Here is a 15,341-nt window from a genome sequence, read left to right as displayed (position 1 = left end):
CGCGTCGCGGCGGTCGGCGGTGTCGCCGGCTCGCCGTCCGGCGCGTCAAGAGAGGCTGGCGCGTGCCAGCCGCGTGCGCACGCGCGGCAATACGTGCTCGCCCACGCGCGCCGCTTCCTCCAGGTTCGGATAGGACGACAGCAGGAAGGTATCGATGCCGAGTTGCCGGTATTCGTGGACGCGCGCGGCAACCTGGTCGTAGCTGCCGACGATCGCGGTGCCCGCGCCGCCGCGAATCAGGCCGACGCCGGCCCACAGGTTCGGAGATACCTCCAGCTCGCGCAGCGAGCGCAGCGCGCCGCGGCTCAGCGCGGTCTGGCGTTGCTGGCCGACCGATTCGTAGGCGGCGAGCTTGCGCTGCGCGTCGACATAGGTCTGGTCGGAAATCTCGCTCAGCAACTCGTCGGCGCGCGCCCATGCGGCGCGTTCGGTCGGGCGCGCGATCACGTGCACGCGCAGCCCGAAGCGCAGCCGGCGGCCGTGCATCGCGGCCAGTGCACGCAGCCGCGCGATGCGTTCGCGCACGGCGTCGGGCGGCTCGCCCCACAGCAGGTACGTATCGGCCTGGCTCGCGGCCACCTGTTCGGCAAGCGTCGACGCCCCGCCGAGGTAGAGCGCCGGCGGGGTCGCGAGCGGCACGCCGGCATGCGCGGGGTTCAGCATGTAGTAACGCCCGGCGACGGAGTGGCCGGCGCCCTGCCACAGACGCCGCAGGATCCGCAGGCATTCGGACGTGCGCTGGTAGCGCGCGTCGTGATCGAGAAAGTCGCCGAGCGCACGCTGGTCGTAAGCGCTCGAGCCGTTGACCGCGAACAGGCGCAGGCGGGCGCCGCTCATGCGCTGCAGGGTGGCCGCCTTGCGCGCGATCTGCTCGGGCTGCTCGAGGCCCGGGCGGAATGTCACGATCAACGCGATGCGGTGCGTTGCACGCGCGAGCTGCGCACTGACGAGCCACGGATCCTCGAAGCCCGCGGCCATCGGCAGCAGCAGGCTGTCGAAGCCGGCGGCCTCCGCCGCGCAGGCGACGCCGCGCAGGTATTCGGGCGTGGCCGGCCGATAGTCCTGCATGTAGTTCGGCGGGCGCGGCAGGCCGCTGTTGGCGAGATGCGGACCGTCGCCGTTGGTCGGCAGGAACCACGCGAAATCGACGCTCATGCGTCGCCTCGCCGGCGGCTTGCCCGACGCGCGACGCGCGCGCGTCGCACGTCGTCGAACCCGACCGTGCGCCGGAGCAGCGCATCGGCCGGCGGTGGCGCGAGGCCGCGCGCGCGATACGCGCGTTCGACGGCCGCCGCCACCGGCGGCGCGCTGGCGGGTACGAGCAGCCCGTCGCACCACGACGCGGCGAACGCGATTTCGCGCCGCTCGGCGACCGACCAGTAGACGGCAGGCCGCTGCGCCGCGAGATCGGGCAAACGGGCATGCTCGACGCGATAGTAGACCCCGCGATACTGCAGCGGGGAATCGGTTGCCCACAGTGCGCGCAGGAGCGACAGGAATTCGGCGCTGCGCGCGAGCCGCTGGTCGCGGTTCAGATGCATGGCGCGGTCGGTCGCGTCGACGTCCTGCGCGTCGGCTTCGCATGCGAGCAGCGCGCGGCCGCGGCTCAGCGACTGCAGGCTTTGCGCGAGATGGGCAGCGGCGACGGGCAGCATCGCACCGGCCTGCAGCGTGACCATCACGCGCAGCGCCGGCAGCGCATCGACGAGCGCCGCGGCCGCCATCCACGGGTCGGGTCCGCCGGCCCGCGCGGGCAGCAGCACGGCGTCGCAGCCGGCCGCGACGCCGGCCTCGGCAAGCGCGATCCAGTCGGCGGCCGGGTCGGCGCGTGTATCGTCGCAGCCGATGTCGAGCCGCAGCAGCAGACGCGGCGCGCTCATGCGGGTGCGTGCGCCGGCCGCCAGCCGAGCGCCGGCGCAATCGTTTCCGCGAGCGCGCGCAGCCGCGCCAGCGCGTCGTCGAGCGACGAGCTTTCCGATTGCACGACCGGCAGGAAATAGTCGGCGAACGGGAACAGCGCCGGGTCGCCGCGCAGGCTTTCGATCACGTCGTCCGGGTGCCCGTAGTGGACGTTCAGCAGCCGCACGATCTGCTCGGGATCGGTCACGTCGGGATGGCCGCTCGCGGCGAGCCACGGGATATGGCGCACGACGTCGGGCGCCAGCGCGGCGAGCGCGGTGCGCCGGTCGCGTGCGGGAAACACCGCGCGCACCACGCCGATGCGCGGTGCCGGCGCGCCGGCGTGTGCGTGTTCGCGCCAGGCGTCGAGATACGCGTGCGCGAGCGGCAGCTGGACGGTGCGCGGATCGTGCACGGCGGTGCCGAGCAGCAGGCCGTTGCCGTGCCGTGCGGCGAACCGCGCGCCGTCGGGCGACGCGTGCGAATGCCACAGGCGCGCGCGCACGCCGGGCGCCGCGGGCTGCAGCACGAGCGGCGGCGCGTCGGCGGCGGCCGGGTGCGCGAGCGGGCGGCCCGCGAGCGCATCCTGCAGACGTTCGAGCGCGGTCGCGAAGCGCGCCTGCCGCGTGTCGACGTCGAGCCCGAACGCGGCGAACGCGTCGAGATTCGCGCCGCCGCTGCCCAGACCGAGTTGCAGCCGGCCGCCCGCCAGCGCGTCGAGCACCGCCGCGTCTTCGGCGAGCCGCAGCGGATCCTCGAGCGACAGCGTGACGATTCCCGTGCCGAGTTCGATGCGGCGCGTGCGTTGCGCGACGGCGGCCAGCAGCACGAGCGGCGACGGCAGCCGGCCGTATTCCGCGCGGAAATGATGCTGCGCGACGAATCCGCCGTCGAAGCCGAGCTGTTCGGCCGCGACGAACAGCGTTTCGAGATCCGCGTAGACGCGGCGCGCGTCGCCGCTGCCGTGGACGTGCGTGAGGAAACCGAGCTTGAACGGCCGGCGCTCGGCCGGTGCGGGTGTGGACGATCGAGTCATGTCGGGATCGGATCGGAAGTGAGCGAAGCGGCTTCGGGGCCTGCCGAGGCCGGCCTCCAGCCGAGCGCCGGCGCGATCGCGCCGGCGACGGTCTCGAGCCGGCGCAGCGCGTCGCGCTGCGAGGTGCCGGCCGTCTGCACCTGCACGACCAGCTCGGTTGCGCCGGCCAGCGCGGGATCGATCTGAAGCGCGGCCGCGATGTCGGCAGGCGCACCGCGTAGTACACCGAAGCGATCGAGCAGCGCGGGGAGGTCGGCGGGCCCGGGCGCCGGTGCGCCGCCGGCCGCGGCGAGCCGCGCGGCGTACCGCAGGATGTCGGGGCCGATCGCCGCTTCGACGCCGGCCGCATCCGCGCCCGGCACGACCGCCCGCACGAGTGCGACACGGGGCGCGCCCGGATGGGACCACGCGCGGCGATAGCGCGCCACGAGCACTGCTTCGCCGTCCTGTTCCGGACGCGTGCGCGCGACGATCAGCCCGTGACCGTTGCGCGCGACCGCTTCGGCATCGCCGGTCGCCTGCCAGACACGCGCGGCCAACGTGGGCGCGGGCGGTTGCAGCGTCGCCCCGGCCGGGGTGAGCGGCGCGCCATCCAGCGCCCGGCGCAACGCCGCGAGCGCGTCGGCCTGCAGCGCCGCGCGCGCACCGAAATCGCGGCCGAACGCGGCGAACACGTCCGCCTCGAAGCCGGCGCCGACACCGAGCTGAAGGCGGCCGTCGGCCAACGCGTCGAGCACGGCCGCATCTTCCGCGACGCGCAGCGCCGCTTCAAGCGGCAGCACGATCACGCCGGTGCCGAGCGCGATGCGCCGCGTGCGGCGCGCGGCGGCCGCCAGCAGCACGAGCGGCGACGGCAGCCGGCCCGTTTCGCTGCCGAAATGGTGCTGGGCCACCCACGCGCTGTCGAAGCCGAGCGCTTCCGCCGCTTCGATCAGCGCGAGCGTGTCGTGCAGCACGCGCGGCGACGAATCGGGCGCGTAGACGCGCGTCAGCACGCCGAGTCGGAACGGGCGCGTCATGCGGCACCACCGCGGACCGGTTCGACCGTATCGCCGCGCAGCGACGACGGGCGCCGAAAGAAGGGCGGGCGCGGCAGGCCGAGCTGATCGCGCAGCGTCGGGCCTTCGTACTCGGTGCGGAACAGCCGGCGCCGCTGCAGTTCGGGCACGACGAGATCGACGAAATCGTCGAGGCCGCCGGGCACCCACGCGAACGCGACGTTGAACCCGTCGGCGCCGTACGACAGGAACCATTCCTCGAAGCGATCGGCGATGGTCTTCGGCGTGCCGGTGACGGCACCGGCGCTGGCAAAGCGCTCGTAGAGCTGGCGGATCGTCAGGTTCTCGCGGCGCGCGAGATCGACGATCAACTGCTGCCGGCTCTTGCTGCGATTGCTCGGCGGCAGCTCGGGCAACGGTCCGTCGAGCGGATAACCGGACAGGTCGAAATCGCCCGCGTTGTCGGCGAGCAGCCGCAGCCCGAGCACCGGATCGATCAGGTCCTGCAACGCGCGCAGCTTGTCGCGTGCTTCGGCCTCGGTCGCGCCGACGATCGGCATCACGCCGGGCAGGATCTTCAGGTGCTCCGGCCGGCGGCCGTGACGCGCGAGGCGGCCCTTGACGTCCGCATAGAAAGCCTGGGCGTCGTCGAGCCGGTGCTGCGCGGTGAAGATCACTTCCGCGCAGCGTGCCGCGAGTTCGCGGCCCGCCTCCGACGAACCGGCCTGCACGAGCACCGGATGGCCCTGCGGCGCGCGCGCGACGTTCAGCGGGCCGCGCACGCTGAAGTGCGGCCCGTGATGATCCAGCACATGCAGCTTGCGGTGATCGAAATGCAGGCCGGCGGCCTTGTCCTCGATGAACGCGTCGTCTTCCCAGCTGTCCCACAGCCCCGCCACGACGCGCTGGAATTCGTCGGCGCGCGCGTAGCGATCGGCGTGCGCGAGGTGCGGCGTCGCGCCGAAGTTCGCCGCTTCGTCGGGCACGACCGACGTGACGAGATTCCACCCCGCGCGGCCGCCGCTCAGGTGGTCGAGCGACGCGAACTTGCGGGCGATGTGGTACGGCGCGTTGTAGGTCGTCGTCGCGGTCGCGATCAGGCCGATACGTTGCGTGACGGCCGCCAGCGCGGCGAGCAGCGTGAGCGGCTCGAAGGTGTCGGCGCGCGCGCTGCGGCGCAGGGAATCGATGTGGCTGCCCTGCGTCGCGACCACGTCCGCGACGAACAGCGCATCGAGCTTGCCGCGCTCGGCCGTCTGCGCCATCCGGCGGAAATGCGCGAAGTCGCGGTTGCCGTTCGGCTGCGCGAGCGGATGGCGCCAGCCGACCACATGGCTGCCGCCGCCGTTCAGCATCGCGTTGAGTTTCAGGGTGTCGGTGCGGCGCGTCATCCGGATGGACTCCTCAATACGTGTAGGTCACGCGTACGCCGACGGTGCGCGGCTGCCCCGCGGCGGCGACGTTCGTGCCGGGCAGGAAGAAGTTCTTCGTCAGGTCGTACTGGCGGTTGAACAGGTTGCGCGCCCACAGCGCGACGTCCCAGTGCCGGTCGGGCGAGGTGACGGTCAGGCTCGCGTTGACGAGCCAGTAACTGTCGACCGTGTAGTTCGGGCCGAGCAGCAGCAATTGCGAATAGGCGTCGCGGTAGCTGTAATTCGTCTCCGCGCGCAGCCGGTAGCCGCCCGCGAGCCAGCTGTACGCGACCTGTCCGCCGTAGCTCAGGCGCGGGAAGCTGAGCGCGCTGCCGTTGTAGTCGGTGAACACGTTGTGGCCGCTCGCCGCCGACGCTTGCGTGTTGTACGTGACGAACGGCGACGTGTACTTGCCGCTCTTGTAGCCGACGTACTGCGAGATTTCCAGCCCGCGCACCGGCTGCCATTTCAGGTCGGTCTCGAAGCCGTCGATGCGCGATTTCGGCGCGTTGACGAACGTGCCGATCAGCGATTGCGAGTTCGGGTCGAAGGTGGCCGACAGCACCTGCTGGTCGCGATAGTCGTAATGGAACGCCGACGCGTTCCAGCGCAGCGAGCGCGTGAGGTCGCTCTTGAAGCCCACCTCGTACGCGGTCAGCGATTCGGGCTTGAACGGCGCGAGCGCGTTCGAATTGCCGGTGTTGTGCGCGGTGAAGCCGCCCGACTTGTAGCCGCGGCTGACGGTCGCGTAAAGCATCGTCGCCGGTGCGAGGTCGAATTCGAGGCCGACCTTGCCCGACGTGCCGTTCGACGTCAGCGACTGGTTCGCGTCGCCACCCCGGAAGCCCGCGAACGGCACGAACGACGGCGTCAGCATGCCCGACGCGAAGCCGCGCAGTTCGCGCTTCTCGTGTTCCTGCCGCAAGCCGACGATGCCGCGCAGGCGTTTCGTGATGTCGTAGGTCGCCTGGCCGTAGACGCCGAGCGTGTCGACCGACTGCCGGTAGCGCGTGAGCGCGATGAAGCCGAGCCGGTCGCTGAAGTCGGAATAGAACTTCTCGTCGAGATCGTCGTGCGAGTAGAACAGGCCGGAGACCCAGCGCAGCCGCGTGTCGCCGCGCGACGACGCGCGCAGTTCCTGCGTGACTTCGTTGACGGTGTCGTCGAAGTATTCGTCGGAATCGTGGTATCGCGTCGCGTCCCAGTCCGAATACTCGCGACGGTGCAGGTAGTTGTACGCGGTGATGCTCTTCAGCTCGACCGGGCCGAGGTTCCACGTCGCGGTCAGGTCGATGCCGCCGTTCACGTTGTCGCGCCCCGGCTTCGCGTCGGTCGACAGGCCCGTCACGCGCGAAAACGCGGGGCTCACGCCCCAGCCCGTCTTCGTGTGGTCGGCGTCGGCCGGGATCACTTCGCCGGTCTTGGTCGACGTGTAAGGCGAGAACAGGTAGAGCCCCGTGTTGTCGGACTTGTCGAATCCGCCGTGCGCGCCGAAGTGCAGCTTGAAATCGCGCGCGACGTCCCAGTCGAGTTGCGCGCGTGCGGCGGCGCTGTCGTGGTTGCCGAGCGTCTGGTTGGTCGCGCGGTTGTTCTGCCATGCGCCGAAGTCCTGCGTCGTGAACGCGAAGCGGCCGCGCACGCGGTCGCTCAGCGGTCCGGACACGTAGCCTTCGGTCGTCAGCAGGTTGTGCGTGCCGTATTCGACGCTCGCGCCCGCCTGGAAGTCGCGGGTCGGCTGGTTCGTGATGAAGTTCACCGTGCCGCCCGTCGTGTTGCGGCCGTACAGCGTGCCCTGCGGGCCGCGTAGCACCTCGACGCGCGCGATGTCGAACAGTTGCCCCTGGGTCTGGATCGGCAGCGCGTACGCGACGTCGTCGACGTTGATGCCGACCGTCGACGCGTTGTTCGACGTGTAGTCGTTGAAGCCGACGCCGCGAATCCGGAACTGCGGCTGGCCGCCGCCGAACGCGGGCTCGACTTCGACGCTCGCGGTCGCATGCTGCAGGTCGTTGACGGTCTCGACGTTCAGCGTCTTGAGGTCGTTGCCCGATATGACCGACATCGACGTGCCGACGCGCTGCGCCGATTGCCGCCGCCGCTGGGCCGTGACGATCACGTCCTTCAGCTGGGCCTCCGCGACCGGCGCGCTGCCGCTCGCGTGCGTCGCGCCGGATGCAGCCGGTGCAGCCGATGCCGCCGGTGCAAGCGGGGCCGCCGCGGCCGCCGAAGCGGCGATCGGCGCCGCGGTGGCCGCCGGCTGCTGCTGCGCATGCAGCGCCGGCGCGGCGGCCAGCAGCGCCGACGCGCCGAGGGAGGCGCTCAACATCGTGTATTTCATCCGTCTATCCCCAAATCGAAGCGTTGTTGTGCGTGTGGTCCGGCGCGGTGCCGCGTATCGAGTCGATGGCGCCGCGGCTCGGCAGTGCGTGAGCGGGGCTTTGCAACAGGCGTGCCAATGGGCGCTCGGGCACGCCCCGCAACGGATGGGGGCCGAAAGCAGCGGCCGGACGACGCAGCGCGCGCGCATGCGTTCCAGTCGTTTTGCTGGAATTCCAGCAGCGCCGTCGCGCATCGCGCGGCGTGCTGCATTTGCGGCATCTCGCTGGAAATCCAGCGCGCCGCGCGCGGCGCGATGGCCGCACAGGCCGACGGGACCGCATTGGCATGGTGCTTGCTGTCGACGGAGACCATGCACCCGTCCACGAGGATCTTCATGAACGCATTCACGTCCGCCGACACGCCGGCCAGCGCGCCGTCCCCGCTGTCCTCCCGTCCACCCGCGAGCCGCATCGTCGACGACGCGCACGCGCTCGAAACCGCGCGCCGGCTCGCCGACGAACTGTCGCGCGACGCGGCGCTGCGCGACCGCGAGCGGCGCCTGCCGTTCGCGGAGCTCGACCTGTTCTCGGGCAGCGGGCTGTGGGGCATCACGGTGCCGCGCGCGTTCGGCGGCGCGGACGTGTCGCTCGCGACGCTCGGCGAGGTCGTGCGAACCATCGCGCAGGCGGACCCGTCGATCGGCCAGCTGCCGAAGAATCACTTCCACGCGCTCGACGTGATCCGGCTGACGGGCGACGACGCGCAGCGCCGCAAGTTCTTCGGCCTCGTGCTCGACGGTGCGCGGATCGGTCATGCGGCGTCCGAGCGCGGGACGAAGAACGCGCTCGAGATCGGCACGCGGCTCTCGCGGCGCGGCGGGCGGCTCGTGCTCGACGGCCAGAAGTTCTATTCGACGGGCGCGCTGTTCGCCGACTGGATCGCGGTGCTCGCGCTCGACGACGACGGCCGCTACGTGCAGGCGCTGGTCGAGCGCGACCGGCCGGGGCTCGAGATCGTCGACGACTGGAGCGGCTTCGGGCAGCGCACGACGGCGAGCGGCACGCTGACGCTGGCGGGCGTGGAGGTCGACGAGCAGGACGTGGTGTCGATCCAGGCCGCGTTCGAGCGGCCGACGCTCGCGGGCCCCGTGTCGCAGTACCTGCACGCGAACATCGACGTCGGCATCGCGCGCGCGGCGCTGGCCGACACGCTCGAGTTCGTGCGCACGCGCAGCCGGCCGTGGGCCGACAGCGGGATCGCGCGCGCGTCGGACGATCCGTACGTGATCCGCGACGTCGCCGACGTGCAGATCCGCCTGCTCGCGACCGAAGCGCTGCTCGACCGTGCGGCCGCGGCGCTCGACGCGCTGCCGGCCGAACTCGACGACGCGCAGGTCGCGCACGCATCGGTGCAGGTTGCAGCCGCGAAGGTGCTGAGCACCGAGCTCGCGATCCTCGCCACCAACAAGCTGTTCGAACTGTCGGGCACGCGCTCGGTGCTGAGCGAATACAACCTCGACCGTCATTGGCGCAATGCGCGCACCCATACGCTGCACGATCCGGTGCGCTGGAAATACCACGCGATCGGCAACTACGTGCTCAACCACGTCAACCCGCCGCGCCACGGTTACCTGTGATGACCGACACGCTCTCGACTCCATCGCCGTGGGTGCCGAAGGACCCGGCGCGGCGCCGCTATGCGCTCGCCGCCGCGTGGGCCGCGGCCGGGCTCGGCGGCGCGGCGCGCGTGTTCGCGGCCGACGCCGCGGCGGCGCCGGTGCGCGGCGGCACGCTGTCGCTGTTCGCGCAGCCGGAGCCGCCGTCGCTCGTCAACGCGCTGACGCCGCACGTCGCGTCGCAATACGTCGGCGGCAAGATCTTCCAGGGGTTGCTCGGCTTCGACCCGCAACTGCGCGCGGTGCCGGTGCTCGCGCGCAGCTGGCGCGCGGCGGCCGACGCGCTGACCTGGACGTTCGACCTGCAGCCGGGCGTGCGCTGGCACGACGGGCAGCCGTTCGGCGCGCAGGACGTGGTGGTCACGCTGAAGGAAATCGCGCCGCAGGCGCTGCCGCGCACGAAGGTGACGTTCGACAAGTACGTCGCGTCGATCGACGCGAGCGGCCCGCTGCAGGTGACGATCCGCCTGAAGAAGCCGTACGCGGGGCTGATCAACCTGCTCGGCAGCGGGCTGCTGCCGATCCTGCCGGCCCATCTGTACCAGGGCAAGGACCCGCGCAGCAATCCCGCGAACCAGCATCCGGTCGGCACCGGCCCGTTCGTGTTCCGCGAATGGAAGCGCGGCGCGTACATCCGCGTCGCGCGCAATCCGGATTACTGGAAGAAGGGGCTGCCGTATCTCGACGGGATCGTATTCAACGTCGTGCCCGACGCGGCCGCGCGCTCGATCGCGTTCGAGCGCGGGCAGATCCACGCGCTGCGCGCGGGCGACGTCGACTACGCGGACATCGCGCGACTCGCGAAGCTGCCGGGCGTCGCGATCACGACGCAGGGCTGGGAGCTGTTCACCGGGATGGCCTTTCTCGAACTGAACCAGCGCAAGCCGCCGTTCGACAACGTGCTCGTGCGTCAGGCCGTGCTGCACGCGCTCGATCGCCAGTTCATCGTCGACCGGATCTTCTTCGGCTACGGGAAGGTCGCGAACGGGCCGTTCGTGTCGTCGTCGCCGTTCTACGATCCGAACGTGCCGCGCTTCGCGTACGACCCGGAGCGGGCGCGCGCGCTGATCCGGCAGTCGGGCGTCGACGTCGGCAAGTTCCCGCTCGTGCTGATCAACGGCGAGAAGGGCGGCGCGTGGGAGCGCGTGGCCGAATACACGCAGCAGGCGCTCGGCCAGGCCGGCTTCCGGCTGCGCGTGCAGACGACCGATGCGGCCGGCTGGTATGCGCGCGTCGCGAACTGGGATTTCGACCTGAGCTACAACTTCCTGTTCCAGAACGCGGATCCGGATTTCGGCGTCGCGCCGCTGTACCGGATCGACGGCATCTCGAAGGGCTCGCCGTTCGGCAACGTCGAGGGCTACCGCAATCCGCAGGCCGACGCGCTGTGGGACGCGGCCGCGCTGGACACCGATCCGGCCGCGCGCCGCGCGCGCTACGCGCAGCTCCAGACCACGCTCGCGAACGACGCGGCGATCGCGAACATCTTCGAGATGGTCAACCCGACGCTGTACCGGCGCAACGTCCACAACCTGCTGCGCACGGCCACCAGCGTGAACGACAGCCTCGAGGACACGTGGATCGGATGACGCGATGAACACGGCGCTGCGTTTGACGTCGACGGTGCTCCGGGGCCTGGCGGTCGTGCTGGGCGTGCTCGTCGTGAACTTCTTCCTGGTCCGGCTCGCGCCGGGCGACCCCGCGCTGATGCTCGCCGGCGACGCGGGCTCGGGCGATGCCGCGTACGTCGAGCGGCTGCGCGCGCAGCTCGGCTTGAGCCGGCCGCTCGTCGAGCAGTTCGCGCTGTATCTGCGCGATCTTGCGCACGTCGATTTCGGCTTCTCGTACCGCAACCAGCTGCCGGTGCTGCAACTCGTCGCCGAGCGCCTGCCCGCGACGCTGCTGCTGATGGCGGCCGCGTTCGCCGTGTCGGTCGTCGCGGGCGTGACGGCGGGTGCGGTGGCCGCGTACGGCGAGTCGCGCGGCGGCCCATGGGCGCGCCGCATCGCGCGCGCGATCGGCGCGCTCGCGGTGATCGTCTATGCGACGCCGCTGTTCTGGCTGTCGCTGATGAGCGTGATCGCGTTCTCGGTGGTGCTCGGCTGGCTGCCGTCGTTCGGGATGGAAAGCGTCGGCGCCGGCTACACGGGGTGGCGCCACGCGCTCGACGTGGCCGCGCACCTGGTGTTGCCGGCCACGACGCTCGGGCTCGTGTACGGCGCGATCTACGTGCAGCTCACGCGCGCCGCGATGCTCGAGGTGATTGAACGCGAGTTCGTGCGGACCGCGCGCGCGAAGGGCGCGTCCGAGCCGCGCGTGATGATCCGCCACGTGCTGCGCAACGCGCTGTTGCCGGTCGTCACGCTCGGCGGACTGCAGCTCGGGCAGCTCGCGGGGGGCGCGCTCGTGACCGAAATCGTGTTCGCGTGGCCCGGCCTCGGCGGGCTGATGTACGACGCGCTGCTGCAGCGCGACTATCCGGTGCTGCTCGGGCTGCTCGCCGTGGTCGCGGCGCTCGTGGTGCTGTTCAATGCGCTGACCGACCTGCTGTACGGGATCGTCGATCCGCGCATCGGCTGGCGGGACGCGCGATGACGGGCCGCTTCGTGCATCGTTTCGTGCGCGCGCGCGGCGCGGCGGCCGGCACGCTGTTTCTGGCCGTCGTCGCGCTCGTCGCGCTGAGCGCGCCGCTGTGGCTGCCGTCGCCGTGGCGCATGGCCGGCGAGCCGTTGCTGCGGCCGCTGCAGGCCGGCCATCCGCTCGGCACCGACATGCTCGGGCGCGACGTGCTGGTCGCGCTGCTGTGGAGTGCGCGCGTGTCGCTGTTCGTCGGGCTCGCGGCGACCGTCGCGACCTTTGTACTCGGCGCATCGATCGGCGCGCTGGCGGGCTGGTGCGGCGGCTGGGTCGACCGGGCGCTGATGGCGCTCACGACGCTGTTCCAGACCGTGCCGCAATTCGCGGTCGCGGTCACGATCGCGGCGGTGCTCGGCGCGTCGCTCGAATCGACGATCGTCGCGATCGCCGCCGTGTCGTGGCCGGCGATCGCGCGGCTCGTGCGCGGCGAATTCATCGGGCTCGCGCAACGGGAGTTCGTGCTCGCGGCGCGGCTGGCCGGCGAGTCGCCGGCCGCGCTCGTGCGGCGCCAGATCCTGCCGCACGTCTGGCCGCCGCTCGCGGTGCTGGCCGCGCTGATGGTCGCGACCGCGATCCTCACCGAGTCGGCGCTGTCGTTTCTCGGGCTCGGCGATCCGTCGCAGATGAGCTGGGGCTTCATGATCGGCGCGGCGCGCAACGTGGTGCGCGACGCGTGGTGGCTGAGCATCTGGCCGGGGCTCGCGATCGTCGCGACCGCGCTCGCGATCAACCGGGTCGGCGAAGGGTTGCGCCACGCGTCGGCGCCTGCGGAGCCGGGGCGATGAGCGGCGCGCCGCTGTTGTCGGTCGAGCGGCTCACGCTCGCGTTGCCGCCCCGCGCGGAGCGCCGCGACGCGGTGCGCGACGTGTCGCTGACGGTCGCGCCCGGCGAGGTGCTGTGCGTGGTCGGCGCGTCCGGGTCGGGCAAGTCGCTGCTCGCGGCCGCGATCGCCGGCCTGCTGCCGCGCGGCGTGCGGCACGCGGCCGGGCGGATCGCGCTGCGCGGGCGGGACCTCACGCACTTCAGCGACGCGCAATGGCGCGCGGTGCGCGGCCGCGACGTGTCGATGATCTTCCAGGAACCGCTCGCCGCGCTGAATCCGCTGATGACGGTCGGCGCGCAGGTCGACGAGGTGCTGCGCGTCCATCGCGTGCTGAGCGGCCGTGGCGACGGTACGGCGCGCGCGGCACGCGTGACGGCGCTGTTGCGCGACGTCGGCCTGCCGGAGCCCGAGCGGCTGCGGCATGCGTATCCCGACGCGCTGTCCGGCGGCCAGCGCCAGCGCGTGCTGATCGCGATGGCGCTCGCGCTCGAGCCGGCCCTGCTGATCGCGGACGAACCGACCACCGCGCTCGACGTCACCACGCAGGCGCGCATTCTGGCGCTGATCGAGCAGGCAGCCCGTACGAAACGGACCGGCGTGCTGCTGATCACGCACGACTTCGGCGTGGTCGCGCGCGTCGCCGATCGCGTCGTGGTGTTGCGCGATGGCGAGCAGGTCGAGAGCGGTCGCGCGGCCGACGTGCTGCGCGCGCCGCGCCATCCGTATACGCGCGCGCTGCTCGATGCCGTGCCGCACGGTCGCGTCGCAGCGCGTGCCGTCGCCCGTGGCGGCGTGCCGCTGCTGGACGTGCAGGGCCTGCGCAAGCACTACGCGTCGCGCCGCGCGTTGCCGTTCCTGCCGGCGCGCGGCCGGCGCCGCGTCGATGCGCTGGTCGACGTCGGCTTCGCGCTGCATGCCGGCGAGACGCTCGGCATCGTCGGCGAATCGGGTTCCGGGAAGTCGACGCTCGCGCGCGCGCTGGTGCGGCTCGCGCGGGTGGATGCGGGGCGCATCGTGCTGCGCGGCGAGCACGATCTCGCGCGCCTGGCCGACCACGCGTTGCGGCCGCTGCGTCGCGACGTCCAGATGGTGTTTCAGGACCCGTACGCAACGCTGAACACGCGTCAGACGATCGCGCAGATCGTCGCGACCGGCCTGCTCGCGCACGGTGTCGGCCGCGCTGCGGCATATCGGCGGGCGGCCGAGCTGCTCGCGCAGGTCGGCTTGCCGCCGGATGCGCTCGACCGGTATCCGCACGAATTCTCCGGCGGGCAGCGCCAGCGCATCAGCCTGGCACGTGCGCTGGCGCTCGATCCGTCGATCCTCGTGGCCGACGAAATGGTGTCGGGGCTCGACGTGTCGGTGCAGGCGCAGGTGCTCGAACTGCTCGCGTCGGTGCAGAAACGCCGCGCGATGGCGATCGTGTTCGTCACGCACGACTTGCGCGTGGCCGCGCAGATCTGCGACCGCATCGCGGTGATGCAGGCCGGGCGCATCGTCGAACTGGCCGATACCGCGCAGGTTTTCGGCGCGGCGCGCCATCCGTACACGCGTGCGTTGCTCGACGCGATGCCGGTGCTGCCGGCGCGCGTGAGCGCGACCGGCACGCAGGACGGCAGCGCGCACGCCCATCGAACCAACGAGGAGCACTCATGACGTCCGATTCGAACTTCGCGGTCGCGGCTTCCGCCGTCGTGGCCGGCGTGCCGGTCGAGGTGCGCGCGGGGCGCACGCTGAGCGTCGCGCATCGCGCCGCGCCGCGCGGCTCGCCGCATGCGGGGACGGTGCTGTTCTTCGCGCACGGCGGCGGCGGCAACAAAAACCAGTGGCGAGCGCAGTGGCGCACGTTCGCCGATGCGGGCTACGAACTCGTCGCATGGGATTTCCTCGGTCACGGCGACAGTCCGCGGCCGCCCGCGCGAAGCGGCGCCTATCACGGCGACGAAACGCTGCGCGACTATCTCGCGCTGTTCGACCGCTACAAGGGTGCGCACAACGTGCTGGTCGCCCATTCGCTGGGCACGGGAAGCACGCTCGCCTTGCTCGAGCGGCTGGCGGCGCTCGGGCGGCTGCACGAAGCGAGCGGTGCGCTGCTGCTCGGCACGCAGCTCGCGCGCCCGGTGACGCGGCCGCCGGCGTTGCCGGGCTGGCTGCTCGAATGGATCAAGCCGGTGTTCGCGCGGCGCTTCCGGCGGCTCGCATGGCATCCGCAGGCCGACCCGGCGCTCGTCGCTTACGAGTCGCGCGTCGCGCGCCGCAACCGGATGACGACGTTCCAGGCCGTGCTGCGCGACGCGCCGTGGCCCGATGCGGCGCGGCTGGCCGCGCTCGACTTGCCGGTCGCCGTGCTCGCCGGCGACAGCGACGGCCTGACACCGCCCGCCGGCGGACGCGCGCTGGCCGACGCGTTGCCGAATGCGTCGTTCGGCGTGCTGCCCGCCTGCGGCCATCAACTGATGCTCGAGCGGCCGGATGCGGTCGGCGCCGCATTGCGTGCGCTGCTCGAGCGCACCGTGCAAGCGGCGCCCGTGCGATGAGCGGC

13 protein-coding genes are annotated in these 15,341 nt (G+C 71.9%); 6 read left to right on the top strand and 7 right to left on the bottom strand.

Translation table 11 applies throughout. From position 1 onward, the window contains the following. Window positions 1–45: 45 nt before the first annotated feature. Genes DID99_RS26685 through DID99_RS37410 form a run of 7 tightly spaced genes read right to left on the bottom strand, consistent with a single transcriptional unit; the run spans window position 46 to window position 8,060 of the window. A complete protein-coding gene (locus DID99_RS26685) occupies window positions 46–1,155 on the bottom strand; it encodes an LLM class flavin-dependent oxidoreductase (RefSeq protein WP_124489471.1) in 1,110 nt (369 codons plus the stop codon). After that, on the bottom strand, window positions 1,152–1,880 hold the full coding sequence (locus DID99_RS26680) for an LLM class flavin-dependent oxidoreductase (RefSeq protein ID WP_124523393.1): 729 nt from the start codon (window positions 1,878–1,880) through the stop codon (window positions 1,152–1,154). Before DID99_RS26680 ends, DID99_RS26685 begins: the two co-directional genes overlap by 4 nt. Next, a complete protein-coding gene (locus DID99_RS26675; RefSeq protein ID WP_124667815.1) occupies window positions 1,877–2,935 on the bottom strand; it encodes an LLM class flavin-dependent oxidoreductase in 1,059 nt (352 codons plus the stop codon). Before DID99_RS26675 ends, DID99_RS26680 begins: the two co-directional genes overlap by 4 nt. After that, complete coding sequence (locus DID99_RS26670) at window positions 2,932–3,954, bottom strand: LLM class flavin-dependent oxidoreductase (protein WP_124667814.1); 1,023 nt, start codon at window positions 3,952–3,954, stop codon at window positions 2,932–2,934. The genes DID99_RS26675 and DID99_RS26670 overlap by 4 nt, the downstream gene beginning before the upstream one ends. Beyond that, complete coding sequence (locus DID99_RS26665) at window positions 3,951–5,324, bottom strand: LLM class flavin-dependent oxidoreductase (RefSeq protein ID WP_124667813.1); 1,374 nt, start codon at window positions 5,322–5,324, stop codon at window positions 3,951–3,953. Before DID99_RS26665 ends, DID99_RS26670 begins: the two co-directional genes overlap by 4 nt. 13 nt (window positions 5,325–5,337) lie before the next feature. Beyond that, a complete protein-coding gene (locus DID99_RS26660) occupies window positions 5,338–7,671 on the bottom strand; it encodes a TonB-dependent receptor (protein WP_185733821.1) in 2,334 nt (777 codons plus the stop codon). A gap of 8 nt (window positions 7,672–7,679) precedes the next feature. Beyond that, window positions 7,680–8,060, bottom strand: coding sequence for a hypothetical protein (locus DID99_RS37410; RefSeq protein ID WP_185733820.1), 381 nt, complete (start codon window positions 8,058–8,060; stop codon window positions 7,680–7,682). Here DID99_RS37410 and DID99_RS26650 point away from each other — a divergent pair. The 6 genes from DID99_RS26650 to DID99_RS26625 are packed head-to-tail and all read left to right on the top strand — an operon-like array spanning window position 8,059 to window position 15,336. Beyond that, window positions 8,059–9,300, top strand: coding sequence for an SfnB family sulfur acquisition oxidoreductase (locus DID99_RS26650; protein ID WP_124489464.1), 1,242 nt, complete (start codon window positions 8,059–8,061; stop codon window positions 9,298–9,300). The genes DID99_RS37410 and DID99_RS26650 overlap by 2 nt on opposite strands. Beyond that, the gene (locus DID99_RS26645) at window positions 9,300–10,928 is read left to right on the top strand and encodes an ABC transporter substrate-binding protein (RefSeq protein ID WP_260444715.1); all 1,629 of its coding nucleotides are present in this window, start codon (window positions 9,300–9,302) and stop codon (window positions 10,926–10,928) included. The genes DID99_RS26650 and DID99_RS26645 overlap by 1 nt, the downstream gene beginning before the upstream one ends. Window positions 10,929–10,932: 4 nt before the next feature. Then, entirely contained in the window at window positions 10,933–11,934 is a 1,002-nt protein-coding gene (locus DID99_RS26640) for an ABC transporter permease (protein ID WP_124489480.1), read from the top strand. Beyond that, window positions 11,931–12,761, top strand: a complete 831-nt coding sequence (locus tag DID99_RS26635; protein WP_124667810.1) for an ABC transporter permease — start codon at window positions 11,931–11,933, stop codon at window positions 12,759–12,761. The genes DID99_RS26640 and DID99_RS26635 overlap by 4 nt, the downstream gene beginning before the upstream one ends. Then, window positions 12,758–14,455 carry an ABC transporter ATP-binding protein gene (locus DID99_RS26630; protein ID WP_124667809.1) on the top strand — a complete coding sequence of 566 codons (1,698 nt, stop codon included), beginning with the start codon at window positions 12,758–12,760 and terminating at the stop codon, window positions 14,453–14,455. The genes DID99_RS26635 and DID99_RS26630 overlap by 4 nt, the downstream gene beginning before the upstream one ends. Next, window positions 14,452–15,336 carry an alpha/beta fold hydrolase gene (locus DID99_RS26625; RefSeq protein WP_044848943.1) on the top strand — a complete coding sequence of 295 codons (885 nt, stop codon included), beginning with the start codon at window positions 14,452–14,454 and terminating at the stop codon, window positions 15,334–15,336. The genes DID99_RS26630 and DID99_RS26625 overlap by 4 nt, the downstream gene beginning before the upstream one ends. Window positions 15,337–15,341: the final 5 nt, after the last annotated feature.

This window comes from Burkholderia sp. Bp8986, from assembly GCF_003854225.1.
Taxonomy (GTDB): Bacteria; Pseudomonadota; Gammaproteobacteria; order Burkholderiales; family Burkholderiaceae; genus Burkholderia.
This window is presented reverse-complemented; position numbering and strand designations above follow the sequence as displayed.

What these genes read in the sequence shown, in the direction of transcription:
- DID99_RS26685 (WP_124489471.1), bottom strand. Translation starts at nt 1,155, where the DNA reads ATGAGCGTCGATTTCGCGTGGTTCCTGCCGACCAACGGCGACGGTCCG.
- DID99_RS26680 (WP_124523393.1), bottom strand. Translation starts at nt 1,880, where the DNA reads ATGAGCGCGCCGCGTCTGCTGCTGCGGCTCGACATCGGCTGCGACGAT.
- DID99_RS26675 (WP_124667815.1), bottom strand. Translation starts at nt 2,935, where the DNA reads ATGACTCGATCGTCCACACCCGCACCGGCCGAGCGCCGGCCGTTCAAG.
- DID99_RS26670 (WP_124667814.1), bottom strand. Translation starts at nt 3,954, where the DNA reads ATGACGCGCCCGTTCCGACTCGGCGTGCTGACGCGCGTCTACGCGCCC.
- DID99_RS26665 (WP_124667813.1), bottom strand. Translation starts at nt 5,324, where the DNA reads ATGACGCGCCGCACCGACACCCTGAAACTCAACGCGATGCTGAACGGC.
- DID99_RS26660 (WP_185733821.1), bottom strand. Translation starts at nt 7,671, where the DNA reads ATGTTGAGCGCCTCCCTCGGCGCGTCGGCGCTGCTGGCCGCCGCGCCG.
- DID99_RS26650 (WP_124489464.1), top strand. Translation starts at nt 8,059, where the DNA reads ATGAACGCATTCACGTCCGCCGACACGCCGGCCAGCGCGCCGTCCCCG.
- DID99_RS37410 (WP_185733820.1), bottom strand. Translation starts at nt 8,060, where the DNA reads ATGAAGATCCTCGTGGACGGGTGCATGGTCTCCGTCGACAGCAAGCAC.
- DID99_RS26645 (WP_260444715.1), top strand. Translation starts at nt 9,300, where the DNA reads ATGACCGACACGCTCTCGACTCCATCGCCGTGGGTGCCGAAGGACCCG.
- DID99_RS26640 (WP_124489480.1), top strand. Translation starts at nt 10,933, where the DNA reads ATGAACACGGCGCTGCGTTTGACGTCGACGGTGCTCCGGGGCCTGGCG.
- DID99_RS26635 (WP_124667810.1), top strand. Translation starts at nt 11,931, where the DNA reads ATGACGGGCCGCTTCGTGCATCGTTTCGTGCGCGCGCGCGGCGCGGCG.
- DID99_RS26630 (WP_124667809.1), top strand. Translation starts at nt 12,758, where the DNA reads ATGAGCGGCGCGCCGCTGTTGTCGGTCGAGCGGCTCACGCTCGCGTTG.
- DID99_RS26625 (WP_044848943.1), top strand. Translation starts at nt 14,452, where the DNA reads ATGACGTCCGATTCGAACTTCGCGGTCGCGGCTTCCGCCGTCGTGGCC.